The organism is Streptomyces sp. NBC_00322 (genome assembly GCF_036147535.1).
In the GTDB taxonomy this organism is placed as follows: Bacteria; Actinomycetota; Actinomycetes; order Streptomycetales; family Streptomycetaceae; genus Streptomyces.
Map to the genome: position 1 here is coordinate 6922583 of NZ_CP108019.1, position 25391 is coordinate 6947973.

25 protein-coding genes and 1 rRNA gene are annotated in these 25391 nt (G+C 69.0%); 16 read left to right on the forward strand and 10 right to left on the reverse strand.

What is annotated here, in order from left to right; translation table 11 throughout:
* Position 1: 1 nt before the first annotated feature.
* Both fabI and OG905_RS31595 read left to right on the forward strand, forming a co-directional pair.
* Complete coding sequence (fabI, locus tag OG905_RS31590; RefSeq protein WP_324973262.1) at positions 2-769, forward strand: enoyl-ACP reductase FabI; 768 nt, start codon at positions 2-4, stop codon at positions 767-769.
* A 206-nt stretch (positions 770-975) separates the two neighbouring features.
* Positions 976-1344: a hypothetical protein gene (locus OG905_RS31595; RefSeq protein ID WP_328679448.1), complete on the forward strand. Its 369-nt coding sequence runs from the start codon at positions 976-978 to the stop codon at positions 1342-1344.
* On the opposite strand, the gene OG905_RS31600 is transcribed toward OG905_RS31595, so the two are convergent.
* On the reverse strand, positions 1307-1993 hold the full coding sequence (locus OG905_RS31600) for a FadR/GntR family transcriptional regulator (RefSeq protein ID WP_328679449.1): 687 nt from the start codon (positions 1991-1993) through the stop codon (positions 1307-1309). The genes OG905_RS31595 and OG905_RS31600 overlap by 38 nt on opposite strands.
* A gap of 69 nt (positions 1994-2062) precedes the next feature.
* Between OG905_RS31600 and OG905_RS31605 the strand changes: the two genes are divergently transcribed.
* From OG905_RS31605 to OG905_RS31620, 4 genes are all read left to right on the forward strand, one after another.
* On the forward strand, positions 2063-3349 hold the full coding sequence (locus OG905_RS31605) for a CynX/NimT family MFS transporter (RefSeq protein WP_328679451.1): 1287 nt from the start codon (positions 2063-2065) through the stop codon (positions 3347-3349).
* A gap of 17 nt (positions 3350-3366) precedes the next feature.
* On the forward strand, positions 3367-3483 hold the full coding sequence (locus OG905_RS31610) for an SGM_5486 family transporter-associated protein (RefSeq protein WP_266477891.1): 117 nt from the start codon (positions 3367-3369) through the stop codon (positions 3481-3483).
* A gap of 192 nt (positions 3484-3675) precedes the next feature.
* A complete protein-coding gene (locus tag OG905_RS31615) occupies positions 3676-3882 on the forward strand; it encodes a hypothetical protein (RefSeq protein WP_328679455.1) in 207 nt (68 codons plus the stop codon).
* A gap of 73 nt (positions 3883-3955) precedes the next feature.
* A complete protein-coding gene (locus OG905_RS31620) occupies positions 3956-4507 on the forward strand; it encodes a SixA phosphatase family protein (protein ID WP_328679456.1) in 552 nt (183 codons plus the stop codon).
* Positions 4508-4651: 144 nt separating this feature from the next.
* On the opposite strand, the gene serB is transcribed toward OG905_RS31620, so the two are convergent.
* Positions 4652-5869, reverse strand: coding sequence for a phosphoserine phosphatase SerB (serB, locus tag OG905_RS31625; RefSeq protein ID WP_328679457.1), 1218 nt, complete (start codon positions 5867-5869; stop codon positions 4652-4654).
* A gap of 396 nt (positions 5870-6265) precedes the next feature.
* Positions 6266-7864 (reverse strand): streptophobe family protein, encoded by a 1599-nt coding sequence (locus tag OG905_RS31630; protein WP_328679458.1) that lies wholly within the window; start codon positions 7862-7864, stop codon positions 6266-6268.
* Between the two features lie 233 nt (positions 7865-8097).
* On the opposite strand from OG905_RS31630, the gene OG905_RS31635 reads away from it, so the two are divergent.
* Entirely contained in the window at positions 8098-10650 is a 2553-nt protein-coding gene (locus OG905_RS31635; RefSeq protein WP_328679459.1) for an ABC transporter ATP-binding protein/permease, read from the forward strand.
* 98 nt (positions 10651-10748) lie between these two features.
* Here the strand turns inward: OG905_RS31635 and OG905_RS31640 are convergent, their stop codons facing one another.
* From OG905_RS31640 to OG905_RS31650, 3 genes are all read right to left on the reverse strand, one after another.
* Complete coding sequence (locus tag OG905_RS31640; protein WP_328679461.1) at positions 10749-11483, reverse strand: transglycosylase SLT domain-containing protein; 735 nt, start codon at positions 11481-11483, stop codon at positions 10749-10751.
* A 286-nt stretch (positions 11484-11769) separates the two neighbouring features.
* The gene (locus tag OG905_RS31645; protein WP_443044016.1) at positions 11770-12822 is read right to left on the reverse strand and encodes an S-adenosylmethionine:tRNA ribosyltransferase-isomerase; all 1053 of its coding nucleotides are present in this window, start codon (positions 12820-12822) and stop codon (positions 11770-11772) included.
* Positions 12823-12851: 29 nt separating this feature from the next.
* Positions 12852-13553, reverse strand: a complete 702-nt coding sequence (locus OG905_RS31650; RefSeq protein ID WP_328679463.1) for an SDR family NAD(P)-dependent oxidoreductase — start codon at positions 13551-13553, stop codon at positions 12852-12854.
* Positions 13554-13742: 189 nt separating this feature from the next.
* Between OG905_RS31650 and OG905_RS31655 the strand changes: the two genes are divergently transcribed.
* The 3 genes from OG905_RS31655 (at position 13743) to OG905_RS31665 (ending at position 15909) form a co-directional block, all read left to right on the forward strand.
* Positions 13743-14888, forward strand: a complete 1146-nt coding sequence (locus OG905_RS31655; protein ID WP_328679465.1) for a GAF domain-containing sensor histidine kinase — start codon at positions 13743-13745, stop codon at positions 14886-14888.
* A complete protein-coding gene (locus OG905_RS31660; RefSeq protein WP_328679466.1) occupies positions 14881-15525 on the forward strand; it encodes a response regulator transcription factor in 645 nt (214 codons plus the stop codon). Before OG905_RS31655 ends, OG905_RS31660 begins: the two co-directional genes overlap by 8 nt.
* Before the next feature lie 138 nt (positions 15526-15663).
* On the forward strand, positions 15664-15909 hold the full coding sequence (locus OG905_RS31665; protein WP_328679468.1) for a chaplin: 246 nt from the start codon (positions 15664-15666) through the stop codon (positions 15907-15909).
* Positions 15910-16105: 196 nt separating this feature from the next.
* Here the strand turns inward: OG905_RS31665 and OG905_RS31670 are convergent, their stop codons facing one another.
* Positions 16106-16894, reverse strand: a complete 789-nt coding sequence (locus tag OG905_RS31670) for a hypothetical protein (RefSeq protein ID WP_328679470.1) — start codon at positions 16892-16894, stop codon at positions 16106-16108.
* A 135-nt stretch (positions 16895-17029) separates the two neighbouring features.
* Between OG905_RS31670 and OG905_RS31675 the strand changes: the two genes are divergently transcribed.
* The 4 genes from OG905_RS31675 (at position 17030) to OG905_RS31690 (ending at position 20224) form a co-directional block, all read left to right on the forward strand.
* Complete coding sequence (locus OG905_RS31675; RefSeq protein WP_328679471.1) at positions 17030-17821, forward strand: ABC transporter ATP-binding protein; 792 nt, start codon at positions 17030-17032, stop codon at positions 17819-17821.
* A gap of 88 nt (positions 17822-17909) precedes the next feature.
* Positions 17910-18338, forward strand: a complete 429-nt coding sequence (locus tag OG905_RS31680) for an NfeD family protein (protein WP_328679472.1) — start codon at positions 17910-17912, stop codon at positions 18336-18338.
* Positions 18339-18429: 91 nt separating this feature from the next.
* Positions 18430-19398, forward strand: a complete 969-nt coding sequence (locus OG905_RS31685; RefSeq protein WP_328679473.1) for an SPFH domain-containing protein — start codon at positions 18430-18432, stop codon at positions 19396-19398.
* Between the two features lie 58 nt (positions 19399-19456).
* Entirely contained in the window at positions 19457-20224 is a 768-nt protein-coding gene (locus OG905_RS31690) for a sulfite exporter TauE/SafE family protein (RefSeq protein WP_328679474.1), read from the forward strand.
* Positions 20225-20273: 49 nt separating this feature from the next.
* Here the strand turns inward: OG905_RS31690 and OG905_RS31695 are convergent, their stop codons facing one another.
* From OG905_RS31695 to OG905_RS31705, 3 genes are all read right to left on the reverse strand, one after another.
* Positions 20274-20783: an HNH endonuclease gene (locus tag OG905_RS31695; RefSeq protein ID WP_328679475.1), complete on the reverse strand. Its 510-nt coding sequence runs from the start codon at positions 20781-20783 to the stop codon at positions 20274-20276.
* 149 nt (positions 20784-20932) lie between these two features.
* A complete protein-coding gene (locus OG905_RS31700) occupies positions 20933-21469 on the reverse strand; it encodes a YbhB/YbcL family Raf kinase inhibitor-like protein (protein WP_328679477.1) in 537 nt (178 codons plus the stop codon).
* A 57-nt stretch (positions 21470-21526) separates the two neighbouring features.
* Complete coding sequence (locus OG905_RS31705; RefSeq protein ID WP_328679480.1) at positions 21527-22309, reverse strand: sporulation protein; 783 nt, start codon at positions 22307-22309, stop codon at positions 21527-21529.
* A gap of 74 nt (positions 22310-22383) precedes the next feature.
* Between OG905_RS31705 and OG905_RS31710 the strand changes: the two genes are divergently transcribed.
* Both OG905_RS31710 and OG905_RS31715 read left to right on the forward strand, forming a co-directional pair.
* Positions 22384-23025 (forward strand): DNA-3-methyladenine glycosylase, encoded by a 642-nt coding sequence (locus OG905_RS31710; protein WP_328679481.1) that lies wholly within the window; start codon positions 22384-22386, stop codon positions 23023-23025.
* Positions 23026-23563: 538 nt separating this feature from the next.
* Positions 23564-25088 (forward strand): 16S ribosomal RNA (locus tag OG905_RS31715).
* Positions 25089-25391: the final 303 nt, after the last annotated feature.

A 25391-nucleotide genomic window follows, 5' to 3' on the forward strand; every position in this document is an offset into this window, starting at 1 on the left:
CATGAGTGGAATCCTCGCCGGCAAGCGCATCTTGATCACCGGTGTGCTGATGGAGTCCTCCATCGCCTTCCACACCGCGAAGCTGGCACAGGAGCAGGGCGCCGAGGTCATCCTCACCGCCTTTCCCCGGCCCACGCTGACCGAGCGCATCGCCAAGAAGCTGCCCAAGCCCGCCAAGGTCATCGAGCTGGATGTGACCAACAGCGAGCACCTGGACCGGCTCGCCGACCTGGTCCGTGAGGAGCTCGGCAGCCTCGACGGTGTCGTCCACTCCATCGGCTTCGCGCCGCAGGACGCCCTCGGCGGCAACTTCCTCAACACCCCGTTCGAGTCCGTCTCGACCGCGATGCACGTCTCGGCGTTCTCCCTGAAGTCGCTGACGATGGCCTGCCTGCCGCTGATGCAGGAGGGCGGTTCGGTCGTCGGCCTCACCTTCGACGCACAGTTCGCCTGGCCGCAGTACGACTGGATGGGCCCGGCGAAGGCGGCGCTGGAGGCCACCTCCCGCTACCTCGCCCGTGACCTGGGCAAGCAGAACATCCGCTGCAACCTGATCTCGGCCGGACCCATCGGCTCCATGGCCGCCAAGTCCATCCCGGGCTTCTCGGAGCTCGCGGACGTGTGGAACCACCGCTCCCCGCTGGAGTGGAACATGGCGGACCCGGAGCCGACCGGCCGCGGTGTCGTCGCCCTGCTCTCGGACTGGTTCCCGAAGACCACCGGCGAGATCGTCCACGTCGACGGCGGCGTGCACATGATGGGCGCCTAGCCTCTCGTACGACCCCTTCGTACGGCCTTCCGTATTTCGTACGGCATCGACGCCCCGTCCCCCGCAGCGTGCGGGGGACGGGGCGTCGCCCGTTCGGCCCCCAAAGCCGCGCGGTACCGCGCCCCGGCGGCGAGGCTTGAGGGGCAATCCCCCTTGTGGTGCAGCCGCGGCTACCCTGCCGCAGTACGGCCGAGGAGGTCCCGCTTGTGCGTACGACCTGGCGCTCCGCGTTCGTACCGGCCACGGTGACCGTCCTCGTGTGGGCGGCGCCGGCCGCCGTCTCCCAGCCGCACCGCCAAGAGCCGGAGCCCCCGCCCCGGCCTCAGATGCACGAGGCCGACTGCCGCACCGTCGTAGAGGGCTCCCGGGCCACCGCCTACTGCCACAATCCGTACCCCTCCATCGACCGCGTCCGGCTGCATGTCGAGTGCGAGCGCTGGTGGGACATCGACGCGGACAGCGCGCCCGTCGAGGTGGGCCCCGCCGACTACGCGGAACTCACCGACCGCTGCTGGAAAGAGATCGGCGCCGTCTGGGTCAGCCATCAGCCGCTGCAGGAGTCCGCAGGCACATGAACGGATAGCCCGCCGCCTCGGTCGCCGCCGTGTCGCCGTCGCCCTCGCGGATCGCCTCGACCATCCGCGCGTGATCCATGTGGTGCTCCGGGCGCAGCTCGTGGCCCACGTCGTCGCGGAGCCAGTCGCGCAGCAGATCGCCCAGGTCCGCGTAGAGCTCGCTGAGCACCTCGTTGTGCGAGGCCGCCACCACCGCGAGATGGAAGGTCGCGTCGGCGGCGACGAACCGCTCCGCGTCCCCCGAGGCCCAGGCCTCCTCGCGCCGGGCCAGAAGCGTGTCCAGCTGCTTCAGGTCCTTGGCCGTACGCCGCTGCGCGGCCAGCCTGGCCGCCGAGGACTCCAGCGTGGAGCGCAGCTCGGCGATGTGCCGCGGGTCGGCGTCGGCGAAGCGGCGGTGCATGACGCCGGCCAGCTCGCTCGTCGCCACGACATACGTCCCCGAGCCCTGGCGGATGTCCAGAAGGCCGTTGTGGGCGAGTGCGCGGACCGCCTCGCGGACGGTGTTGCGGGCCACGCCCAGCTGCTCGACCAGTTCCGGTTCGGTGGGGATGCGCGAGCCCACCGGCCACTCGCCCGAGGTGATCTGGTTCCGCAGCTCGGCGATCACCTGATCGGAGAGCGCGGAACGCCGGGGAGAGGTCAGCGCCATGGTGCTCCTTGCGTACGAGAGTGGTGAAGGATTGGACAACCAATCATCCCATGATTCTATGATGGCCTCATGCAGGACGAGACCCGGACCCAGACCCTGACCGAGCCCCCGGCCCATAGCCCCGCCCTCACCGACCGTACCGCCGTGGTCGCTGCGGACCGGCGGCCCGCGATCTGGCTCACCCGCCTCGTGATCGTCGGGATCGTCCTCGCGGCCCTCAATCTCCGCCCCGCCATCACCAGCCTCGGCGCACTCCTCGAAGAGGCCCGGGTCGGACTGCACATGAGCGGCAGCGTGGCCGGCGTCCTGACCTCCGTGCCGCCGCTCTGCTTCGCGATCTTCGGGATCGCGGCACCCCGGCTCGCCCGCCGCTTCGGCCCGGGCGCCGTCGTCTGCGCCGGCATGGCGGCCATCGCCACCGGCCTGCTGATCAGGCCCTTCGCCGGCGGTACGGCGGGCTTCCTCGCCGCCAGCGCGCTCGCCCTGATGGGCATCGCCGTCAGCAACGTCCTGATGCCGGTGATCGTCAAGCGGTACTTCCCCGACCGCGTCGGCTCCATGACCGGGCTCTATTCGATGGCACTGGCGCTCGGCACCTCCGTCGCCGCGGCCGCGACCGTGCCCATGACCGCGGCGCTGGGCGGCAGTTGGCGCGTCGGCCTCGGGATCTGGGCCCTCCTCGCCGTCCTCGCGGTACTGCCCTGGATCGGCCTCGCCCGCGACCGCGGCGCGGCCGCGCGGAGCACGCTCGCCGCACAGGCCCAGGACTCCCCGGCGCCCCGGATCACCCGCAGCCCCACCGCCTGGGCGCTGGCCTGCTTCTTCGGCCTCCAGGCCACCGGCGCGTACATCACCATGGGCTGGATGCCGCAGATCTTCCGCGACGCCGGGGTCCCGGCGGGCACGGCGGGAGTGCTGCTCGCCGTGACCATGGTGATGGGCGTACCGCTCGCCTTCGTCATCCCGCGGCTCGCCACCCGGATGAGGACCCAGGGCCCGATCGTCGTCGCCCTCGGCCTGTGCGGGCTGACCGGATACACGGGCCTGCTCTTCGCACCCGCCGCCGGAGCCTGGGCGTGGGCGCTGCTGCTCGGCATCTCCAACTGCTCCTTCCCGCTGGCCCTCACCATGATCGGCATGCGCTCGCGCACCGGCGCCGGAGTCGGGCGCCTGTCGGCCTTCGCGCAGTCCACCGGCTATCTGATCTCCATCCCCGGCCCGCTGCTGGTGGGCGTGCTCTACCAGCACAGCGGCGGCTGGGAACTGCCGATCGCGCTGATGGCGGGGCTGATCGTGCCGCAGATGGCGGTCGGCGTCCTGGCCGGGCGGGACCGGACGATCGAGGACGAATGCTGAGGTGCGAGACTGGTTCCATGCCTGTGCTCGACCCGAACCCCCAAGACGGCCAGAAGAAGCTCCTCTACGTCTTCGGAGCCATGATCGCCATTACCGTCGTGATCGCGATCATCGCCTCCATCGCCTCGCCCTGACCCGGGAGTTGGCCGCCGCCCGGCGAGTGCCCCGGAGGCGAACCGAGCCACACGAAAAGGGGGGCTAGCACCACCATCCCCTAGGGGGTCAGGCTCAGGGTGAAGTGGGTGGGTCACCGGATGGGCCAAGGACCCCATGATCCGTAGGTTTGAAGCATCGAACCGCAGACCTACGGAGTCACGGAGGCGGCCATGTCGGCCCACACGCACACCCGGCCTCACCCCAAGGCCACCGGCGGCGTCGACATCCGGCTGCCGTGGTGGGCCCTCGCCCTGCCGATGCTCGCCTTCGCCGTACTGTTCCTGCTGATCGCCGACCCCGCCCAGGCGCAGGCCGCGGGCGGCGAGCCCGCGGTCGGCCAGATCCTGGAGCGCATCCAGCAGACCCTGTCCCGGTGACGTATTCACCCATGACGGGGGAGCGCGTCAACACCCTGCGCCCGCTGGCTCATTTCATGCGAAGCTGGGGTGCATGAGCGACGCCGTGTCTTCCGGGGGGACAGCCCCCGGATCTCCCGAATCCCGCAGGATCGTCCTCCTTCGGCATGCGAAGGCGGACTGGCCGCAGGTGTCCGACCACGACCGCCCGCTCGCCGAGCGCGGCCGTCAGGACGCGGCGGTGGCAGGCCGCAAGCTGGCCGATACAGGTATCGCCTTCGACCTGGCACTGTGCTCGACCGCGAGCAGAACCCGCGAGACCTGGAAGCTGGCGGTCCACGAGCTGCCGCACCGCCCGAAGACGGTGTACGAGGAGAGGCTGTACGACGCCTCCCTCGGCGAACTTCTCGCGCTGCTGAACGAGACCCCCGACGAGGTGAACGAGCTGCTCGTCATCGGCCACAACCCCGGGATGCACGCCCTCGCGGACGCGCTCGCCGGCAAGGCCGAGGGCGAAGCACCGGCCCGGATGACCAAGACCGGCTTCCCGACCGCGGCCTTCGCGGTGGTCGGCTTCACCGGCTCCTGGAAGTCAGTGGAGCACGGTGTGGGCACGCTGCTCGACTACTGGGCGCCTCACGAGTAACACCCCCGATCCGACAAACGGCCCCGGCGCGAGTCCTCGCACCGGGGCCTTCTGCCGTACGGGCCAGTTCCTGTCCGGTCGATCTTGCCGGGCTCGATCGACCGGACAGGACCTAGTAGGGCCTGTCGTTTGGATCTTGCCGGGCTAGTGCTCCGCGCCCGGGTCGTCCGCGGCCTCGACCTCTTCGCGGGTGATGCCCAGCAGATACAGCACGGTGTCCAGGAATGGCACATTGACCGCGGTGTGGGCCGCGCGGCGGACCACGGGCTTGGCGTTGAAGGCCACGCCCAGACCGGCCGCGTTCAGCATGTCCAGATCATTCGCGCCGTCGCCGATCGCGACGGTCTGCGCGAGCGGCACACCCGCCTCCGCGGCGAACCGCCGCAGCAGCCGCGCCTTGCCCGCGCGGTCCACGATCTCGCCGGTCACCCGTCCCGTGAGCTTCCCGTCCACGATCTCCAGCGTGTTCGCCGAGGCGAAATCGAGCCCGAGCCGCTCCTTGAGGTCGTCTGTGACCTGCGTGAACCCGCCCGACACGACGCCCACTTGGAAGCCGAGCCGCTTGAGTGTACGGATCAGGGTGCGGGCGCCGGGAGTCATCCGCACCTCCTCGCGCACCTTGTCCACCACCGAGGCGTCGAGCCCGGCGAGCAGCGCCACGCGCGCGTGCAGCGACTGCTCGAAGTCCAGCTCCCCGCGCATCGCGGCGGCCGTGACCTCGGCGACCTTGTCCTCGCAGCCCGCGTGCGCCGCGAACAGCTCGATGACCTCGTCCTGGATGAGCGTCGAATCCACATCCATCACGACCAGTCGCTGCGCACGACGGTGCAGCCCGGCCGACACGACGGCGACATCGACCCCGATCCCGGCGGCCTCCGTCGCCAGCACGGTCCGCAGCGCCTCGGTCTCCGCACCGGACACCGCGAACTCCACGGCGGTGACCGGATACTTGGCCAGCCGGAAGATCCGGTCGATGTTCCCGCCGGTGGCGGTGATCCTCGCCGCTATGGCGGCGGTCGACTCGGCGGTCAGCGGGTGCCCGAGGACGGTGACATGCGAACGTCCGCTGCCACGGGGGCGGTTGTCGCCGGTGCCCGAGATGATCTCGGCCTGCAGCTTCAGCGACTCGGCCCAGCTGTGGACGGTGGCCCGGAGCTCCCCCTCGGTGGCGACACCGGCGGTCGGGGCGGTGACGAGGGCGCACAGCACGATGCGGCCCCGGGTGACGACCTGCTCGATGTCGACGACATCGACGGAGTAGGCGGCGAGGGTGTCGAAGAGCCCGGCGGTGATCCCGGGACGGTCCTTCCCGAAGATCTTGACGAGGAGGGTACGTACGTCGGAGGTCTGCGATGCGCTCATGGTGCTTCCACCGTATCGGGCGCGGGCGGACACGAGACGGGCCGTCCCGCCTGCCGGACGCGGCGGGGGTCCCGGACCGGGCTGCGCCCCGAACCCCCGGGGCGGGGCGGCGCTGGGTGCGCTTTGCGGCTTCGCCACGAGGCGGGGCGGCCGTGTGAGCTGACCGTCCGGCGCGGGTTTGTTCCCCCACCCCGCCCCTTCCCGAAACCGGTGCTGCGCCCCGGACCCCTGGGGGACGCCCCCACACCCTGGAAGCCGCCTGCTTCGCGGCGCGGGGCCACGCACCTGCGGTCACGGACCCCAAACGGCACGCCCGCGGCACCGGGCACCCCCGCGACCCGAACCCCGGACGGCCACCCGCACCGCCGGACGGCCACCCCGCACCCCGACGCGTCCTCAGCGGCCCCTCGTCGGTGGGCGCGGAGGGGGTGGCGGGCCGTCCTCCGGGGGCACCGGCGGGCGCGGGCGTGGTGGAGGCGGGGGCGGGGTCGGGAAAGGGCCCGCCATCGTCGGCGCGCCGTGGATCTCCGGCGGAGGGCGCAGATACGGGTTCGTGTCGTCGTTCGACGGCCGGTACGGCGGCGCCGGACGGTACGGCCCCGGCACCTCCGCCACCGACGGCCCCGGCACCTCCGCCACGCCGCCACCCCGCGTCGCGTACACCAGCACCGCCCCCAGCCCACCGGCCCCCGCCCCCCACGCCGCCCCCAGCAGCAGCGCCATCCCCAGCGCCCCGTGCAGCTCGATGCCCGCGCCGAACGCGTCGAAGCCGAGCACCGACAGCGACGCGTCCGCCGAGACGTCGGTCAGCCACACCAACAGGGGCAGGGCCAGGGCCGTGACCAGGCCCAGCCGCACCGCGCACCGTCCCGCGAACTCAAGAACCCCGCAGCCCGCAGGCGTACGGGCCGCCGCCAGCACCCCCGCGTACAGCATCATCACCGCCGCCGCGACCGCCAGCAGCCACACCCGCCCGTCCAGCTCGGCCAGCCTGCCGACGGTCACGGGCTCGTCCGCGGACACCCTCAGCAGTTCGTCGAGGGGATCCGGCAGCAGTTTCGCGAGTTCGCCCGTCGCCTTGCCGTCCCACGGCACGAACAACCCCAGCGGCACACCGAGCCACACCCCGTTCGGCGCCCCGAGCAGCGCGGCGCCCGCGATCCGTTTCGGGTGGTCGTCGCCGATCGCCGCGTACCCCGCAGCCGCGTACCCCGCGAGGACCGCGACCAGCAGCACCGCCACGAGCGCGGACGCCGCCGGACGTACGTTCCGCCGCACCGCCGCGGCCAGAGCCCCGCCCGGCAGCGGCGAACGGCGCGAGGCGAGCAGCGAGACGACAAGCACCCCGAGCACCCAGAACAGCGCGCCCGCCAGCGAATCCGCGGTGTTCACGCTGAACCCCACCGCCGCCTTCGCGTCCACCAAGTCGCCGAGCCGGTCGGGCAGCAGCCCTCCGATGTCACCGATGTCGCCGAGCCCCGGCACTTCGATGCCGCCGTCGCCCCCGCCCCCGCCGCCCGGCAGATCGTGAAGACCCAGCTCTGCTCCGTCGATCGTGATGACGTCGTGACCTGCCCACGCCAAGCCGCCGATCGTCGCGACGAACAGGATCACCACCCCGCCCGCCCGCGCGGCGAGTTCACTCCCCGAGATGTACGGCCCCGCGCGCCGCAGCGAACGTAGAAAGAAGTACGCAAGGAACAGTGCCCCGACGAGACCGATCCCAAGTGGCGTGATCTCGACGGCCGTCCGCGCCTGCGCACCTTCCAGCCCGAACGCGGACACATCGCCTGTGGGAGTGACCGATCCGCCCACCGCGAGCACCACCACCGCCGCGGTCATCGGCCCGAGCGACCCCGCCGAATCCGCGCCCAGCAGATGCAGTCCGAGCGCGGCCGCGCCCACCATTCCCACGAGCGCCCAGCTCACCGCGGCAATCGACGCCAGCAGCACATCGACCCATGGCACCCTCTCGCCACTGCCGCCTGCGTCCATCGGACCCCCCGATCCTTGCTGGGTTTGCCCCAGTTACCCCTATTCGCGCATGATCCGTACGCACTCATGGGCGCTTACCATGCTCCGTGCGCGTTTCTCCTCCGTCAACGGTCATCCCGGACACGGTCTTCACATGGCCCGGCTTTCGGTTACGGGACGACGCCTGAAATAGTTCCTCACGATGTTCGCCATCCCTAGACTCCCTGTGATGGGGGTAACTCGGGGGACAACTAGTGGGGCATGGAGTGCCGGAACTCGTACTGGAATTGAACGGAAGGACCTGGACTCTCGATCCGTCCAGGTCATACACCCTCGGACGTGATCCGCAGGGCGACCTGGTGATCGACGACGCAAGGGTCTCGTGGCGGCACGCCAGCATCAGCTGGGGCGGCCGCAGTTGGGTGATCGAGGACCACGGCAGTACCAACGGCACATACGTGCAGGGCCAGCGCATCCATCAGATGGAGATCGGCCCCGGCTCGGCCGTGCACCTGGGCAATGCCACCGACGGCCCCAGGCTGAACCTTTCGGCCGCGGCGGCCGGTGCCTACAGCGCCCAGGGTGCCGCGCCCCAGCAGGCACCGCAGCAGCAGGCGGTCAAGCAGCAGGCCCCGGCCCACCAGGCCCCGGCCCAGCCGCAACAAGCCTGGCCGCAGCAGGCGCAGGCCCCTGCCCAACAGCCACAGCAGGCCTGGCCGCAGCCCCAGGCGCAGGTCCCGCACCAGCAAGGACCCGGCGGTGCCGGCGGTGTCGCGGGGGCCCCGCCGGTGTACGGGGACCGCAGCCCGACCACCTTCCACCAGCTGGCGCTGGGCCGCGTGATGCGTATCGGTCGTGCGCTCGAGAACGAACTGGTCGTCTCCGACCTCCAGGTCTCGCGCCACCACGCCGAGTTCGTGGCCACGCCCGACGGCCGCTTCGAGATCCGGGACCTCGGATCCCACAACGGCACGTACGTCAACGGTCAGCCGATAGCCAAGTCCGGCACGGTGCTCATCGGCCCGAACGACATCGTCGGCGTCGGCCACTCGACGTTCCGTCTCGTCGGCGACCGGCTCGAGGAGTTCGTCGACACCGGTGAGGTCTCCTTCTCCGCCCGCCACCTCACGGTGACGGTCGACGGCGGCAAGCAGATCCTGCGGGACGTCTCCTTCGGCGTACCGGAGAAGTCGCTCATCGGCGTCATCGGCCCCTCCGGCTCCGGCAAGTCCACCCTGCTCAAGGCGCTCACCGGCTACCGGCCCGCCAACCAGGGCGACGTCCTCTACGACAACCGCAGCCTCTACAAGCAGTTCGCCGAACTGCGCCAGCGCATCGGTCTGGTCCCGCAGGACGACATCCTGCACAAGGAACTCACGGTCCGTAAGGCGCTCAAGTACGCGGCCAAGCTCCGCTTCCCCGGTGACACCGCCGAGGCCGAGCGCGAGGCCCGTATCGACGAGGTGCTGCGCGAGCTCAAGCTCGACATCCACAAGGAAAAGAAGGTCACTTCGCTCTCCGGCGGCCAGCGCAAGCGCGTCTCCGTCGCCCTGGAGCTGCTGACCAAGCCGTCGCTGATATTCCTGGACGAGCCGACCTCCGGCCTCGACCCGGGCATGGACCGCGACGTCATGCAGCTGCTGCGCGGCCTCGCCGACGACGGCCGTACGGTCCTGGTGGTCACCCACTCCGTGGCCGAGCTGGCGCTGTGCGACAAGCTCCTCGTCATGGCCCCCGGCGGCTCGGTGGCGTACTTCGGTCCGCCGGAGGAAGCGCTCAACTTCTTCGGCTACAGCACCTGGGCGGATGTCTTCTCGGCGTTCGAGAACTACCGCGACTACGACTGGGCGGGCCGCTGGCGCGGCTCGCAGCACTACCAGATGTACGCGGCCGACATCGACGCCGTCGCCGCGCAGTCGGTGCACATGCCGCCGCCGCAGCAGATGCGCCCGCCGAAGCCGCAGAGCTGGGGCTCCCAGCTGTGGACGCTGATCCGCCGCTACTCCTCGGTCATCGCGTCCGACAAGGGCTTCATGGGCCTGATGGTGATCCTGCCCGCGGTCCTCGGCCTGGTCAGCGTGGTCATCCCGGCGAAGTTCGGCCTCGCGCCGCCCACGCCGCCGAGCAAGTTCAACGGCGACGCGGGCACGATCATGCTGATCCTCGCGGTCGGCATGTGCTTCTCGGGCGCCGCCAACTCCGTTCGAGAACTGATCAAGGAACGGGTCATCTACGAACGGGAACGGGCCACCGGCCTGGCCCGCTCGGCGTATCTGATGTCCAAGGTGATCGTCCTCGGCGTGATCACGGCCATCCAGGGCGTCATCATCTGCGCGATCGGCTTCGCCACCCGCGAGCTGCCCGAAGAGGGCCTGATCATGCCGCCGGCCGTCGAGATCTGCCTCGTCGTCATCGCGCTGGGCTTCACCTCGATGATGTTCGGCCTGGTCATCTCCGCGCTGGTGAAGACCGCCGAGAAGACCATGCCGCTGCTGGTCATGTTCGCCATCGTCCAGGTCGTCTTCACCGGCATCCTCTTCCAGGTCTACGGTTCGCCCGGCCTGGAGCAGTTCGCCTGGCTGATGCCGTCCCGCTGGGCCATCGCCGGTGCGGGCGCGACCCTCGACCTGTCGCACCTGATGCCGCCGTGGGACCCGAACAAGCCCACCGACCTGGACCCCCTGTGGGAGCACTCGGCGGGCCAGTGGGGCATGAACATCACCATCCTGCTCGTGATCGGCGTCATCTGTGGTGTCGCGGTCGCGCGACTGCTGCGCCGCCACGAGCCCGAGGTCATGCGCAAGTAAGCACCATCCGCCGAAGCGGCATCCGCGATACGCCGAAGGGCGGCACCCCGCACTGGGTGCCGCCCTCCGGCGTCTGCTGAGCTTCGCGTCAGGTCGGCTCAGTAGGCACTGTTGACGTTGTCGATCGAGCCGTAACGGTCGGCGGCGTAGTTGGCCGCGGCGACGATGTTGGCGACCGGGTCGTACTGGCTGTGCTTGGTGCCGGCGACGTGGTACGCGTCGAACGTCGGCTTGATGACCTGCAGCAGGCCGATCGACGGGACGCCGTTGATCGCGTTGATGTCCCAGTTGTTGATGGCGTTCGGGTTGCCGCTGGACTCACGAATGATGTTGCGGTGCAGCCCGTTGTACGTGCCGGGGATGTGGTGCTTCTTCATGATGGCCAGCGACTCCTTGATCCAGCCGTCAAGGTTGTTGGCGTAGATCGGCTTGCGAGCGGCGGCACGGCTGGCGGCCTGCTGCTTCGCGCGCTTCTTCGCGGCGGCCTTGGCGGCGGCCTTGGCAGCAGCCTTCTTCTTGGCCGCGGCTTCGGCCTTCTTCTTGGCCGCGGCAGCGGCAGCCTTGGCCTTGGCGGCAGCGGCGGCCTTGGCCTTGGCAGCGGCCTCAGCCTTGGCCTTGGCGGCGGCGTCAGCCTTGGCCTTGGCAGCGAGGGCCGTCTGCTGCTTGGCGACGCTCGTCTGGGCGACGGGGGTGGAGGACAGGGCCTCGGTCTCCGTGCCGGCGGAGGCGTTGCCCGGAACGAGGGAGAACGTGACGGCTGCAACGGCGGCGGCGGCGATGCCGGCGATCGAGACCTTGTGAGTCTTGGTCAGGCGGGTGCTGGACGCGGACATACAGTCGTACCTCTTCGAATAGCGGAAGTCGCATCAGGCCGGAGCGGCGCTGCGCTCCTCGGCGGGCGACGGCTGCAATTCTTAGCGCCAGCAAAATGCTGTGGCAAAGGTGTGACGTACTATCCGCAATAGTGGATCAGGGTGTCCGAATGGTGCTGTTCCTCCTGCATAGTTCCCGCTCACGCGTCCTTTATATATCCACTAGAGCCGTTCGTAAGTGATCTGCGTCCTATGTGCGGGCTCACATCGGGCACGTAACGGTTTCACCAGGTGTTGCTCCAGCAATTCAAAGCGTGAGGAGTGTCGTTGGAAGAATGAGGTGGATGTCGCCGAACTCGTGCCAGAGATAGAGACGCCGCAGCGCCTCGGTGTACGAACGGACAAGGGCTTCCCGCCCGGCGATCGCCTCCAGCATCAGCAGATGCGAGGCCTCCGGCTCGTGCAGCCCGGTCAGCAGCCCGTCCACCGCGCGCACCCCGCGCCCCGGCGTGATGACCAGGTCCGTCCAGCCCGCGGCCGCCCGCACCACCCCATCGGCATCCACGGCCGACTCCAGGGCGCGTACGGCCGTCGTGCCGACCGCGAGGATCCTCCCTCCGCCCGCCCGAGCGGCGTTCACCAGCCACGCCGTCGTCGCCGGCACCTCGAAGCGCTCCGGATACGGCGGCTCGTGCGCCTCCGCCGAGGCCACCCCCGTATGCAGGGTGAGCGGAGCGAACTGCACACCACGGCTCACCAGCTCCGCCACCAGCCGCGTCGTGAAGGGCCGCGCCGCGCTCGGCATCTCCGCCGAGCCCGCGCCGCCGGGGGAGGGGAGCGCGAAGACCGTCTGATACGCGGACAGGGACTGATCCTGTGCCGTGTACCGGTACCGGATCGCGCGGCCGTACCGGTACAGCAGTCCCGGCACCTCCACGGACACCGTCGCCCACCACAGCCGGTCCGCGCCGGGGCCCAGGGGCGCGTCCAGTACGAGGTGCTCGCCTCCGGGAAGACGTACGACGGCCCCCACAGGGCCCCCGGCCCGCCTCACGGTGCTGCCCGAGCCGTCGGGGCTGCGCAGCTCCACCGCCCAGCGCCCGTCGTCGCCGCGGGTCGAGAAGTGCACCACGACCGCCTCGCCGCCGACCCGCCCGTTGACGGCCGCGGGCAGTGTGGTGGACGTGTTGACCACCAGGACGTCACCGGCCCGCAGCTGCCCGGGCAGGTCCCGGAAGGCGTGGTGGGACACCTCCATCCCGCGCGAGACCATCAGCCGCACGTCGTCCCGCCCCGACCCGCGCACCTCCGGGGGCACACGGGCCGAGAGCTCGTCGGGCACCACCAAGGCCTCCAGCACGGCGGCTCCTCCCGGTGTCGGCCCGGCTCTCATCGAGCCACCTGGAGCAGCGCGGGGGCGGTGTACCGGCCGCTCACGGGCCGTGCGTCCAGCAGGCGCAGGAAGCCCGGCACCACCGAGTGGGGCGAGGGGCGCGGATCGTCGTCTCCGGGCACGGCCGCCGCGTAGAGGTCCGTCTGCATGTCACCCGGGTCGACCGTCCACACCCGCAGCTGCGGCTCTTCGACCGCGAGGACTGCCGCCAGATGGTCGAGCGCCGCCTTGGACGCCCCGTAGCCGCCCCACGTCTCGTACGCCTCCGCCGCGGCGTCCGAGCTGACCGCGATCACCGTGCCCGCCTCGGCCGCCCGCAGCAGCGGCAGTGCCTCCTGTACGAGTCCGAGCGCCGCCACCACATTCGTCTCCAGAGCCGCCCGCAGGCCATCCAGCGACAGCGCCTCCAGCCGCACCAGCGGCTCGGCGCCCAGCGCGCTCGCGTTGCTCACCAGCAGATCGAGCCCGCCGAGCCCGCGGGCCGCGGCCACCAGCTCCGTACGGTGCCCGCCGTCGGTGACGTCCCCCGCCACTGCTACCACCCGCGTCCCGTACGCCGTACCGATGTGACGCGCGCTCTCCTCCAGGACGCTCGCGGTCCTGGCCCCCAGCACCAGATCCCAGCCGCGCTCGGCCAGGGCCGCCGCGAGAGCACGCCCCAGTCCCTTGGAAGCTCCAGTGATCACCGCTACCGGCATGATGTCCATCCCCTTGTCCGGATCTTGCGCTGTTCCGCGTCGATGTCCCCAACGTAGGAACGCGGCCCGGCCCGCCGCCTCGTGCGCGGGGCCCCATCGGACAAGGCAATTCGACCTACGACCTCAGCCCTGAGCGGCCCCGTCCCCGGGCCGATACGGACTGTCACACCCCGCCGGTACGGTGAGGTCATGAGCCATCGACCCAGCTCGGGCCTGGCAGCCGTGAGCACCGCCCTCCTCGCGATGAGCAGGCATCTCGAGGTGCGTGACGTCCTGAAGACGATCGTGGCGTCCGCGCGCGAGCTCCTCGACGCCGAGTACGCGGCACTGGGCGTGCCCGACGACCACGGAGGCTTCGCGCAGTTCGTGGTCGACGGCGTCACCGACGCGCAGTGGAAGGCGATCGGCCCGCTCCCGCGCCAGCACGGCATCCTCGCCGCGATGCTGCGCGACGCGAAGACCGAGCGGCTCGCGGATGTCCGCGAAGACCCCCGCTTCGAGGGCTGGCCGGCCGCCCACCCCGACATGTCCGACTTCCTCGGCCTGCCCGTCAAGGACGGCGAGGAGACGATCGGCGCGCTGTTCCTCGCGAACAAGAGGTGTCCGAAGGCGCAAGGCAGCTGCGGCTTCACGGAAGAGGACGAGGAACTGCTCTCGATCCTCGCCCAGCACGCGGCGATAGCCCTGACCAACGCCCGGCTCTACGAGCGCAGCCGCGAGCTCACCATCGCCGAGGAGCGCTCCCGCCTCGCCCACGAGCTGCACGACGCGGTGAGCCAGAAGCTCTTCTCACTCCGCCTCACCGCACAGGCCGCGGCCGCCCTGGTGGACCGCGATCCGGCCCGCGCCAAGGGGGAACTGCAGCAGGTCGCGGTGCTCGCCGCCGAGGCGGCGGACGAACTGCGCGCCGCGGTCGTGGAGTTGCGCCCCGCCGCCCTCGACGAGGACGGCCTGGTCAACACCCTCCGTACGCATATACAGGTCCTCGACCGCGCGCACAGCGCCAAGGTCACCTTCGACAGCCGCGGCATCCGCGCCCTGCCCGCCGCGCAGGAGGAGGCTCTGCTCCGGGTCGCGCAGGAAGCGCTGCACAATGCCCTGCGGCACTCCGGCGCCGGCGAGGTCGATGTGGTGCTGGTCCGCCGAGGCCAGGGCACGGTCCTCAGCATCACCGACAACGGCAGGGGCTTCGAGCCGAGGGCGGTCCGCCGGGCGGGCCGCCATCTGGGACTCGTCTCGATGCGGGACCGGGCGAGCGGTGTCGGCGGACGGCTCACCGTTCAATCAGCGCCCGGAAAGGGCACGACGATCGAGATGGAGGTCCCCGGTGGCTGACAAGACGATTCACGTCCTCCTGGTCGACGACCACCAGGTGGTCCGCCGCGGCCTGCGCACCTTCCTCGAGGTCCAGGACGACATCGAGGTCGTCGGCGAAGCGGCGGACGGGGCTGAAGGGGTCGCCCGCGCCGAGGAGTTGAAGCCGGACGTCGTCCTGATGGACGTCAAGATGCCCGGCATGGACGGCATCGACGCGCTCCGCAAAATGCGCGAACTGGCCAACCCCGCCAAGGTGTTGATCGTCACGAGCTTCACCGAACAGCGCACGGTCGTCCCCGCGTTGCGCGCGGGTGCTTCGGGCTACGTGTACAAGGACGTCGACCCCGAGGCGCTGGCCGGCGCCATCCGCTCCGTCCACGCGGGCCATGTACTGCTCCAGCCGGAGGTCGCGGGAGCTCTTCTCTCCCAGGACGACCAGAGCAGCGGGACGGGCCGCGGCACCACCCTCACCGAACGCGAGCGCGAGGTCCTGGGCCTGATCGCCGACGGCCGCTCCAACCGGGAGATCGCCCGCGCGCTCGTCCTGTCGGAGAAGACCGTCAAGACGCACGTCTCGAACATCCTGATGAAGCTGGACCTGGCGGATCGCACGCAGGCGGCGTTGTGGGCGGTCAGACATGGCCTGACGGACTAACCGGACCGTCTCCCTCCGATCCGAGATTCATACTGTCGGGTGTATGTCACCCGTCCGGCGCATCCTGATCGACTCGGCGGCGTTCTCCATGGCGTGCTGCGGCGGCCGGCCGCAGCGAATGCTCAGGAGGATTTCGAAGTGAAGAACGTCAAGAAGGCCGCTGCCCTCACCATGATCGCCGGCAGCCTGCTCGCCGCGGGCGCGGGTGTCGCCTCCGCCACGGACGGCGCGTACGCCGACGGCCACGCCGTGAACTCCCCGGGTGTCCTCTCGGGCAACCTGGTCCAGGCCCCCGTCCACGTCCCGGTGAACGTGGTCGGCAACACGGTCAACGTGATCGGCGCGCTGAACCCGGCGTTCGCCAACGAGGGCTACAACGGCTGACGGTCACCTACCACCCTGCGGTGCGAGCTTGTCCTCAATCGCCGGACGGGCTGTATGTGCGGCCGAGCCGCATATCCAGCCCCTCCGGCGATTGAGGAGCGGGGAGGTTGGGGGTCCCCCCGGACGGAGTCTGGGGGAGGGCGGGTAGGGGAACAGGCCCGCCGCAGGCGACCCGCACCCCCACCGCGAGGCCCCGTCAGCGCCCCCGCTCCCGCTCCTCCACATACGCGTTGTACGCCGCCACCTGCGCCCGCCTCGCCACCCGTTCCACCGGCCGCAGCGCCTCCCCCCGAGCCGCCATCTCCGACGCGCTCACCGCCCCGCCGTGCCCGTTCTCGTACGCCACCGAGATCAGCAGCCCGATCCGCTGGGCCAGCTCCAGCACGCGTACCGCACGCGGCGGATATCCGGGGGCCAGCGTCTCGCCCGCGCCCCGCGACGCCCGCGCCCGGTACGCGTCGATCGCCGCCTCCGCCACCGGTCCCGATGCCGCCACGTCGAGGCGCGAGAGCACGTCCGTCGCATCGCGCAGGGCCTCCGCGAGCTCCCGCTCCGCCTCCCCGAGCGAGGGCACGTCCGCCGGTGGCGCCTCCCGTACCGGCAGGCAGTGCCAGACGACCTCGACGTGCACATCACCCGCGGGCCCGGCCTCGTACACCTCGGGCACCAGCCCGTACGCCCCGCCCGAGGCGACCACGGCCTCCTCCGCGTCGAGCGCCCGCGCGTTGAAGTCGGGTGGTCCACTGAGCCCCAGCGGATGCCCCGGCGCGGGCAGCGCGACCCGGTACCCGGTCACCCCGAGCGCCCGCAGGCGCCCCAGCGCGAGGGTGAGCCCGACGGGGCCCGTCTCGCCCGGCAGACCTTCGACCCGGTGCACCGCGTCGTCGCCGACGATCGCGAGCGCCGCGTCGTCGGGTGATACAAATCCGGCCAACAGGGCGTTTCCCCATGCGGCCAGCCGTCCTGAGCGTGGTTCGGAAAGCATGGACCCAGCCTAGGTACCGGACCGGGGGGCAGGGCTACTCGGCCGGTGGCGTAGGTTTTCCCTGGGAGCTGTGCCCACAGGTGCATAAACCGCCCCCAATACCTCAAGACGATTGCATGGGGAGACAACGCGCTCATGAGCGATGTACTGGAGCTGGTGGACGTATCCGTGGTCCGCGACGGACGCGCTCTGGTGGACGACGTCTCCTGGTCGGTCAAGGAGGGCGAGCGCTGGGTCATCCTCGGCCCGAACGGCGCCGGCAAGACCACCCTCCTCAACATCGCGTCCAGCTACCTCTTCCCGACCACCGGCACGGCGACGATCCTGGGCGAGCGCCTCGGCGCCGTCGACGTCTTCGAGCTCCGCCCGCGTATCGGCATGGCCGGCATCGCCATGTCCGAGAAGCTGCCCAAGCGCCAGACCGTGCTCCAGACCGTCCTCACCGCCGCCTACGGAATGACCGCCACCTGGCACGAGGACTACGACGCCGTCGACGAGGAGCGCGCCCGTGCCTTCCTCGACCGGCTCGGCATGACCGAGTACTTGGACCGCAAGTTCGGCACGCTCTCCGAGGGCGAGCGCAAGCGCACCCTGATCGCCCGCGCCATGATGACCGACCCCGAACTGCTGCTCCTCGACGAGCCCGCCGCCGGTCTCGACCTCGGCGGCCGCGAGGACCTGGTGCGCCGGCTCGGCCGCCTGGCCCGCGACCAGTTCGCCCCCTCCATGGTGATGGTGACGCACCATGTCGAGGAGATCGCCCCGGGCTTCACCCACGTCCTGATGATCCGTCAGGGCAAGGTGCTGGCCGCCGGTCCGATGGAGACCGAACTCACCTCCCGCAACCTCTCGCTCTGCTTCGGCCTCCCGCTGCTCGTCGAGCGCAACGGCGAGCGCTGGACCGCCCAGGGCCTCCCGCTCGGCTGACCCGGCGTCCGGCCGGAGCGGCTGACCTGATCCCGCCCCCGCTTTCGCCCCCTGTCCCGACCGCGACCGCCGGACCTACCATGACCATGTGGAAATCGACGCATGGGTGTGGTGGCTGATCGGCGCGGTCGGACTGGGCATTCCGCTCGTCCTGACGGCGATGCCGGAGTTCGGAATGCTGTCCGCCGGAGCGGTGGCCGGGGCGATCGTCGCGGCGCTCGGCGGCGGCACGGTCGCCCAAGTCCTCGTGTTCGCCGTGGTTTCCGTCGCGCTCATCGCCGTCGTACGGCCCATCGCGACCCGGCACCGCGCCCAACGGCCCCAGTTCGCCAGCGGAGTTGACGCGCTCAAGGGCCGCCAGGCCGTTGTGCTCGAACGAGTCGACAGTGGCGGGGGCCGTATCAAACTCGCCGGTGAGATCTGGTCCGCGCGCACACTCGACGCGGGAATGTCCTTCGAGGTGGGCCAGCAGGTCGATGTCGTGGAGATCGACGGAGCCACTGCCGTGGTCATGTGACAAATGAATGCCGAACGCCCCCCATACCAGCCCGTGTTCTGGGAAACTCGATCATCAGAATTATCCGGCAGCGAAGGGCACAGGGAACTCGATGCAACCGATCATCATCGTCCTGATCATTCTGGTGGTGCTGGTCTTCATCGCCCTGATCAAGACGATCCAGGTCATCCCGCAGGCCAGCGCCGCCATCGTTGAGCGCTTCGGGCGCTACACCCGCACCCTCAACGCGGGCCTGAACATCGTCGTCCCGTTCATCGACTCGATCCGCAACCGCATCGATCTGCGTGAACAGGTCGTCCCGTTCCCGCCCCAGCCGGTGATCACCCAGGACAACCTGGTCGTCAACATCGACACCGTCATCTACTACCAGGTGACCGACGCCCGCGCCGCGACCTACGAAGTCGCCAGCTACATCCAGGCGATCGAGCAGCTCACCGTCACCACCCTGCGCAACATCATCGGTGGCATGGACCTGGAGCGGACCCTCACCTCCCGCGAGGAGATCAACGCGGCCCTGCGCGGCGTCCTCGACGAAGCCACCGGCAAGTGGGGCATCCGCGTCAACCGCGTCGAGCTGAAGGCGATCGAACCGCCCACCTCCATCCAGGACTCGATGGAGAAGCAGATGCGCGCCGACCGTGACAAGCGCGCCGCGATCCTCACCGCGGAAGGCATCAGGCAGTCCGCGATCCTCACCGCCGAGGGCGAGAAGCAGTCCGCGATCCTGCGCGCAGAAGGTGAGGCCAAGGCGGCCGCCCTGCGCGCGGAGGGCGAGGCCCAGGCGATCCGTACGGTCTTCGAGTCCATCCACGCCGGAGACGCGGACCAGAAGCTCCTCGCCTACCAGTACCTCCAGATGCTTCCGAAGATCGCCGAGGGCGACGCCAACAAGCTCTGGATCGTGCCCAGCGAGATCGGCGACGCCCTCAAGGGACTCTCCGGCGCCATGGGCAACTTCAACCCGATGGCCGGAATGGGCGGCGGCTCGGGCTCGGGATCCTCCGGCAAGTCCGGCGGCGGAAACGGCACGGAGCGCCGCGAACAGCCCCCCATCGACTGACCCGGGCACCCCTCAGGCATGATCGGTGCATCCGGCACCGATCATCGAGGGGCACAGCGTGACCATCTGGGAGATGCTCGCCGTCTTCGCCGCGGGCATCAGCGCCGGCACCATCAACACCATCGTCGGCTCGGGGACACTGATCACCTTCCCGGTGCTCCTCGCCACCGGCCTGCCCCCGGTCACCGCCACCGTCTCCAACGCGCTCGGCCTGATCCCCGGCTCGATCAGCGGGGCCATCGGCTACCGCGCCGAACTCACCGGCCAGCGCAGCCGCGTCCTGCGCCTGAGCATCGCCGCCGCGATCGGCGGCCTCAGCGGAGCCGTACTGCTCCTGATGCTCCCCTCCACCGCCTTCGAGACGATCGTCCCGGTCCTGGTGGCACTCGCCCTGGTCCTGGTGATCCTCCAGCCGCGCATCACCAAAGCCGTGCAGCGCCGCCGCGACCGCAAGGGCACACCCACCAACCCCGACGGCGGCCCGCTGCTCTTCGTCGGACTGATGCTCGCCAGCGTCTACGGCGGCTACTTCACCGCGGCCCAGGGGATCATCTACCTCGCTCTCATGGGCATGCTGCTCGACGACACCCTCCAGCGCCTCAACGCCACCAAGAACATCCTTGCCGCCGTCGTCAACAGCATCGCCGCGGTCTTCTTCCTCTTCGTCGCGGACTTCGACTGGACGGCGGTCGCACTGATCGCGGTCGGCTCCGCCATCGGCGGCCAGCTCGGCGCCAAGATCGGCCGCCGTCTGCCGCCGACAGCGCTGCGCGCGCTGATCGTCGTGGTCGGCACCTTCGCGATCATCCAGCTCCTGCTGCGCTGACACGCGAAAGCCCGCCCCCGACAGGGAGCGGGCTTTCGCACGTCACCACTTACGCGGCGGGCTGCGCCGCCAGCCACTCAGGCAGCGCCGACCGCTCACCGGCCCGCAGGCCCAGCAGCATCGCGTCCGCCGGAGACGGTACGAACGGCTCGTGCAGCAGCGGCATCCCCGCCTGATCCGGCGTACGGTCGGCCTTGCGGTGGTTGTCCTCGGCACAGGAGGCCACCGTATTCAGCCAGCTGTCCTGACCACCGTGCGACCGCGGCACCACATGGTCCACGGTCGTGGCGCGCCTTCCGCAGTACGCGCACCGGTGCTGGTCCCGTACCAGCACACCCCGCCTGGACCACGGCGCCTGTCTTCGGAACGGCACCCGGACATACCGGCAGAGCCTGATCACCCGCGGCACCGGAAGATCAACTGCGGCCGCACGCACACGGAGTCCGGGGTGGGCCTGCTCGACGACGGCCTTGTCCTGCAGCACCAGAACCACCGCGCGGTTGAGTGTCACCGTCGACAGCGGCTCGAAGCTCGCATTCAGTACCAGCGTGTCCCGCATCTCGCCCACCTCCCGTTCGCCGGCCCAACCCGTTGCGGGCCTTGGGCTTGGATCAACTCTGGCCGGGCGCGCCGAGATGGACAACGCAATAAAAGATGCCCTGCCCTGATCTCTCCAAGACCAGGGCAGGGCAAACAACAAACGAACGATCAGCTCTTCGAAGGAGCTTCGTACTCCGCGACCAGCTGCGCACGCGCAATCGTGTGGAAGCGGAGATTGAAGCCCACGGCCGCCGCCGACACATCATCACCAGGGCCGAGCTTCTCCTTGTCCACCGCGTACACCGTGAACACATACCGGTGGTTCTCGCCCGCCGGGGGAGCCGCTCCGCCGAAATCCTTCGACCCGTAGTCGTTACGGACCTGAACGGCGCCCTTGGGCAGCCCCTCGAACTTCCCGCTGCCCGCACCGGCCGACAGCTCAGTGACCGATGCCGGGATATCGAAGAGCACCCAGTGCCAGAACCCGCTGCCCGTGGGCGCGTCCGGATCGAAGCACGTCACGGCGAAGCTCTTGGTCTGTGCCGGGAAGCCCTCCCACCGCAGGTGCGGCGAGGTGTTGCCCGCCGCGTAGACCTGGGCGTCCTTCAGCACCGACCCCGGCGCGATGTCATCGCTCACCACCGTGAACGACGGCACCGCAGGATGGAAGTCGTGCGGAAGGGGCGCCCTCTTGAGCTCGGTCACGTCTGAACCTCCGATTCGGCTGTTCTGTCTGCCCTGCGTGCTCTGCCGAATCCGAGCCTAGAGCCAGTTACGGCGCCCGCCGACATCCGCCAGCCACTGGTTGAGGAATCCGGCCCAGTCGGTCGAGTGGAAGTCGTGGTGCCCCACCTTGAAGGCCTTGTACGAGTCGCTGCCCTCGCTGAACAGGCCCGGCTTCTTGTCCATTTCGAGGATGACGTCCATCTCGCGGTCGTCCGCGACGAAGGTCAGCTCGACCTGGTTCAGTCCGCGGTACTGCTGCGGCGGGAAGAACTCGATCTCCTGGTAGAACGGCAGCCGCTGCCGCGTCCCACGGATGTGCCCGCGCTCCATGTCCGCGCTCTTGAAGCGGAAGCCCAGCTGGATGAACGCGTCCAGGATGGCCTGCTGCGACGGCAGAGGGTGCACATTGATCGGGTCCAGGTCGCCCGAGTCAACGGCCCGCGCGATCTCCAGCTCCGTCGTCACACCGATGTTCATCCCGCGCAGCTGCTGTCCCGCGATGCTGGTGACCGGGGTCTCCCACGGAATCTCAAGACCGAACGGCACCACATGCACCGCCCCGGCCTTCACCTCGAACGCGCCACCGAGCCGCTGCTTGGTGAACTCGATGTCCTGCTTGACCTCCTGGTCACCACCCTCGACCTCGACCCGCGCCTGCAGACCGACGGAGAGCCCCTCGATCTGCTGGTCCACCGAGCCGCCCTGGATGCGTACCTCGCCCTGGACGACACCGCCCGGTACGACGTTCGCCTCGGTGAGCACCGTCTCGACGGACGCGCCACCGGCGCCCAGGCTCGCGAGCAGCTTCTTGAACCCCATGTCCACTCCTTCTTCGTCTTGACCACTACATACGCGCGACGACCGTAACCGGTTCCCCGGTACCCTCGGACGCCATGATCGAGAGCCCCGACCGTACGCCGCTGCCCCGGGAGTTCTTCGACCGCCCTGTGCTGGAGGTCGCGCCCGAACTCCTTGGCTGCACCCTGGCACGCCTCACCGACGACGGACCCATCGAGGTGCGGCTCACCGAAGTGGAGGCGTACGCGGGGGAGCTCGATCCGGGGTCCCACGCGTACCGCGGACGCACCGCGCGAAACGAGGTGATGTTCGGTCCGCCGGGTCATGCGTACGTCTACTTCACCTACGGCATGTGGCACTGCCTCAATGTGGTGTGCGGCCCGGAGGGCAGAGCGAGCGGGATCCTGCTGCGCGCAGGCGAGATCCTTGTGGGCGCCGACCACGCCCGCAGACGTCGGTTCTCGGCCCGTCATGACAAGGAACTCGCCAAAGGCCCGGCACGCCTGGCCACGGCCCTCGATGTCGACCGCGCCCTGAACGGCACCGACCTCTGCGCCGGCGGCGACGCCCCCCTGTCCCTGCTACGGGGCACCCCGCCCGACCCTGACCTGGTGCGCAACGGCCCCCGCACGGGGGTGGGCGGCGACGGGGCACACCACCCCTGGCGCTTCTGGATCGAGGACGACCCCACGGTCAGCCCTTACCGGGCCCATATGAGGCGGCGCAGGGCAACTTGACTCTGGTTGGCGCGACGCCTAACGTAGCCCGAGCCGCTTGAAACGGGCCCTGCTGTTCAGCAACCCGGAGCGGCCATCCACTCCTTTACGACGAACCCCAACCGGGTGCGGTTTCGGCATGCCGAAATTCAAGCCCAGTGACTCAATTATGAGTCGCCGGGGGAATCGGCTAAAGTAGTGAACACGCCGAAAGGCAAAGGCCTTCCAACGGCCACTGGATTCGAATTCCTCACCGGAAACGGAATGGAAAAAGAGTCTGGTAGGGTTGGAAACGCAAGACCGAAGGGAAGCGCCCGGAGGAAAGCCCGTGAGGGTGAGTACGAAGGAAGCGTCCGTTCCTTGAGAACTCAACAGCGTGCCAAAAGTCAACGCCAGATTGACAACCCCGGCCCATTTCGGTGGGTTGAGGTTCCTTTGAAAGTCCTGTCGGTCCTTTGTGGCGGGCAGGCAATGACACAGCGAGGACGCTGTGGACGATCGGTCTTATTCCGACCGGTCGTCCCGCTCTTGTGGTGTTCGACCCGATTACGGGTAAACATTCATGGAGAGTTTGATCCTGGCTCAGGACGAACGCTGGCGGCGTGCTTAACACATGCAAGTCGAACGATGAAGCCCTTCGGGGTGGATTAGTGGCGAACGGGTGAGTAACACGTGGGCAATCTGCCCTTCACTCTGGGACAAGCCCTGGAAACGGGGTCTAATACCGGATACCACCTCCCGAGGCATCTTGGGGGTTGAAAGCTCCGGCGGTGAAGGATGAGCCCGCGGCCTATCAGCTTGTTGGTGGGGTGATGGCCTACCAAGGCGACGACGGGTAGCCGGCCTGAGAGGGCGACCGGCCACACTGGGACTGAGACACGGCCCAGACTCCTACGGGAGGCAGCAGTGGGGAATATTGCACAATGGGCGAAAGCCTGATGCAGCGACGCCGCGTGAGGGATGACGGCCTTCGGGTTGTAAACCTCTTTCAGCAGGGAAGAAGCGCAAGTGACGGTACCTGCAGAAGAAGCGCCGGCTAACTACGTGCCAGCAGCCGCGGTAATACGTAGGGCGCAAGCGTTGTCCGGAATTATTGGGCGTAAAGAGCTCGTAGGCGGCTTGTCACGTCGGATGTGAAAGCCCGGGGCTTAACCCCGGGTCTGCATTCGATACGGGCTAGCTAGAGTGTGGTAGGGGAGATCGGAATTCCTGGTGTAGCGGTGAAATGCGCAGATATCAGGAGGAACACCGGTGGCGAAGGCGGATCTCTGGGCCATTACTGACGCTGAGGAGCGAAAGCGTGGGGAGCGAACAGGATTAGATACCCTGGTAGTCCACGCCGTAAACGTTGGGAACTAGGTGTTGGCGACATTCCACGTCGTCGGTGCCGCAGCTAACGCATTAAGTTCCCCGCCTGGGGAGTACGGCCGCAAGGCTAAAACTCAAAGGAATTGACGGGGGCCCGCACAAGCAGCGGAGCATGTGGCTTAATTCGACGCAACGCGAAGAACCTTACCAAGGCTTGACATATACCGGAAAGCATCAGAGATGGTGCCCCCCTTGTGGTCGGTATACAGGTGGTGCATGGCTGTCGTCAGCTCGTGTCGTGAGATGTTGGGTTAAGTCCCGCAACGAGCGCAACCCTTGTTCTGTGTTGCCAGCATGCCCTTCGGGGTGATGGGGACTCACAGGAGACTGCCGGGGTCAACTCGGAGGAAGGTGGGGACGACGTCAAGTCATCATGCCCCTTATGTCTTGGGCTGCACACGTGCTACAATGGCCGGTACAAAGAGCTGCGATGCCGCGAGGCGGAGCGAATCTCAAAAAGCCGGTCTCAGTTCGGATTGGGGTCTGCAACTCGACCCCATGAAGTCGGAGTTGCTAGTAATCGCAGATCAGCATTGCTGCGGTGAATACGTTCCCGGGCCTTGTACACACCGCCCGTCACGTCACGAAAGTCGGTAACACCCGAAGCCGGTGGCCCAACCCCTTGTGGGAGGGAGCTGTCGAAGGTGGGACTGGCGATTGGGACGAAGTCGTAACAAGGTAGCCGTACCGGAAGGTGCGGCTGGATCACCTCCTTTCTAAGGAGCACTTCTAGGCCGGCTCCGCCGGTCCAGAGGCCAGTACATCGGCGTACGTCCGATGCTGGTTGCTCATGGGTGGAACGTTGACTATTCGGCAGGTCTGACCAACTCGGTCTTCCAGTACTGCTCTTCGGAGCGTGGAACGGAGCCCGGGGCGGGAGACCTGCCGGGCGCGCTGTTGGGTGTCTGAGGGTACGGACTGAAACGTCTGGACCTTCGCGATGCCGGCCCCAGTGAACTCGCCCTGTTGGGTGGGGTGGTGGGTGGCTGGTCGTTGCTTGAGAACTGCACAGTGGACGC

What these genes read in the sequence shown, in the direction of transcription:
- fabI (WP_324973262.1), top strand. Translation starts at nt 2, where the DNA reads ATGAGTGGAATCCTCGCCGGCAAGCGCATCTTGATCACCGGTGTGCTG.
- OG905_RS31600 (WP_328679449.1), bottom strand. Translation starts at nt 1,993, where the DNA reads ATGGCGCTGACCTCTCCCCGGCGTTCCGCGCTCTCCGATCAGGTGATC.
- OG905_RS31605 (WP_328679451.1), top strand. Translation starts at nt 2,063, where the DNA reads ATGCAGGACGAGACCCGGACCCAGACCCTGACCGAGCCCCCGGCCCAT.
- OG905_RS31610 (WP_266477891.1), top strand. Translation starts at nt 3,367, where the DNA reads ATGCCTGTGCTCGACCCGAACCCCCAAGACGGCCAGAAGAAGCTCCTC.
- OG905_RS31615 (WP_328679455.1), top strand. Translation starts at nt 3,676, where the DNA reads ATGTCGGCCCACACGCACACCCGGCCTCACCCCAAGGCCACCGGCGGC.
- OG905_RS31620 (WP_328679456.1), top strand. Translation starts at nt 3,956, where the DNA reads ATGAGCGACGCCGTGTCTTCCGGGGGGACAGCCCCCGGATCTCCCGAA.
- serB (WP_328679457.1), bottom strand. Translation starts at nt 5,869, where the DNA reads ATGAGCGCATCGCAGACCTCCGACGTACGTACCCTCCTCGTCAAGATC.
- OG905_RS31630 (WP_328679458.1), bottom strand. Translation starts at nt 7,864, where the DNA reads ATGGACGCAGGCGGCAGTGGCGAGAGGGTGCCATGGGTCGATGTGCTG.
- OG905_RS31640 (WP_328679461.1), bottom strand. Translation starts at nt 11,483, where the DNA reads ATGTCCGCGTCCAGCACCCGCCTGACCAAGACTCACAAGGTCTCGATC.
- OG905_RS31650 (WP_328679463.1), bottom strand. Translation starts at nt 13,553, where the DNA reads ATGCCGGTAGCGGTGATCACTGGAGCTTCCAAGGGACTGGGGCGTGCT.
- OG905_RS31655 (WP_328679465.1), top strand. Translation starts at nt 13,743, where the DNA reads ATGAGCCATCGACCCAGCTCGGGCCTGGCAGCCGTGAGCACCGCCCTC.
- OG905_RS31670 (WP_328679470.1), bottom strand. Translation starts at nt 16,894, where the DNA reads ATGCTTTCCGAACCACGCTCAGGACGGCTGGCCGCATGGGGAAACGCC.
- OG905_RS31675 (WP_328679471.1), top strand. Translation starts at nt 17,030, where the DNA reads ATGAGCGATGTACTGGAGCTGGTGGACGTATCCGTGGTCCGCGACGGA.
- OG905_RS31685 (WP_328679473.1), top strand. Translation starts at nt 18,430, where the DNA reads ATGCAACCGATCATCATCGTCCTGATCATTCTGGTGGTGCTGGTCTTC.
- OG905_RS31695 (WP_328679475.1), bottom strand. Translation starts at nt 20,783, where the DNA reads ATGCGGGACACGCTGGTACTGAATGCGAGCTTCGAGCCGCTGTCGACG.
- OG905_RS31705 (WP_328679480.1), bottom strand. Translation starts at nt 22,309, where the DNA reads ATGGGGTTCAAGAAGCTGCTCGCGAGCCTGGGCGCCGGTGGCGCGTCC.
- OG905_RS31710 (WP_328679481.1), top strand. Translation starts at nt 22,384, where the DNA reads ATGATCGAGAGCCCCGACCGTACGCCGCTGCCCCGGGAGTTCTTCGAC.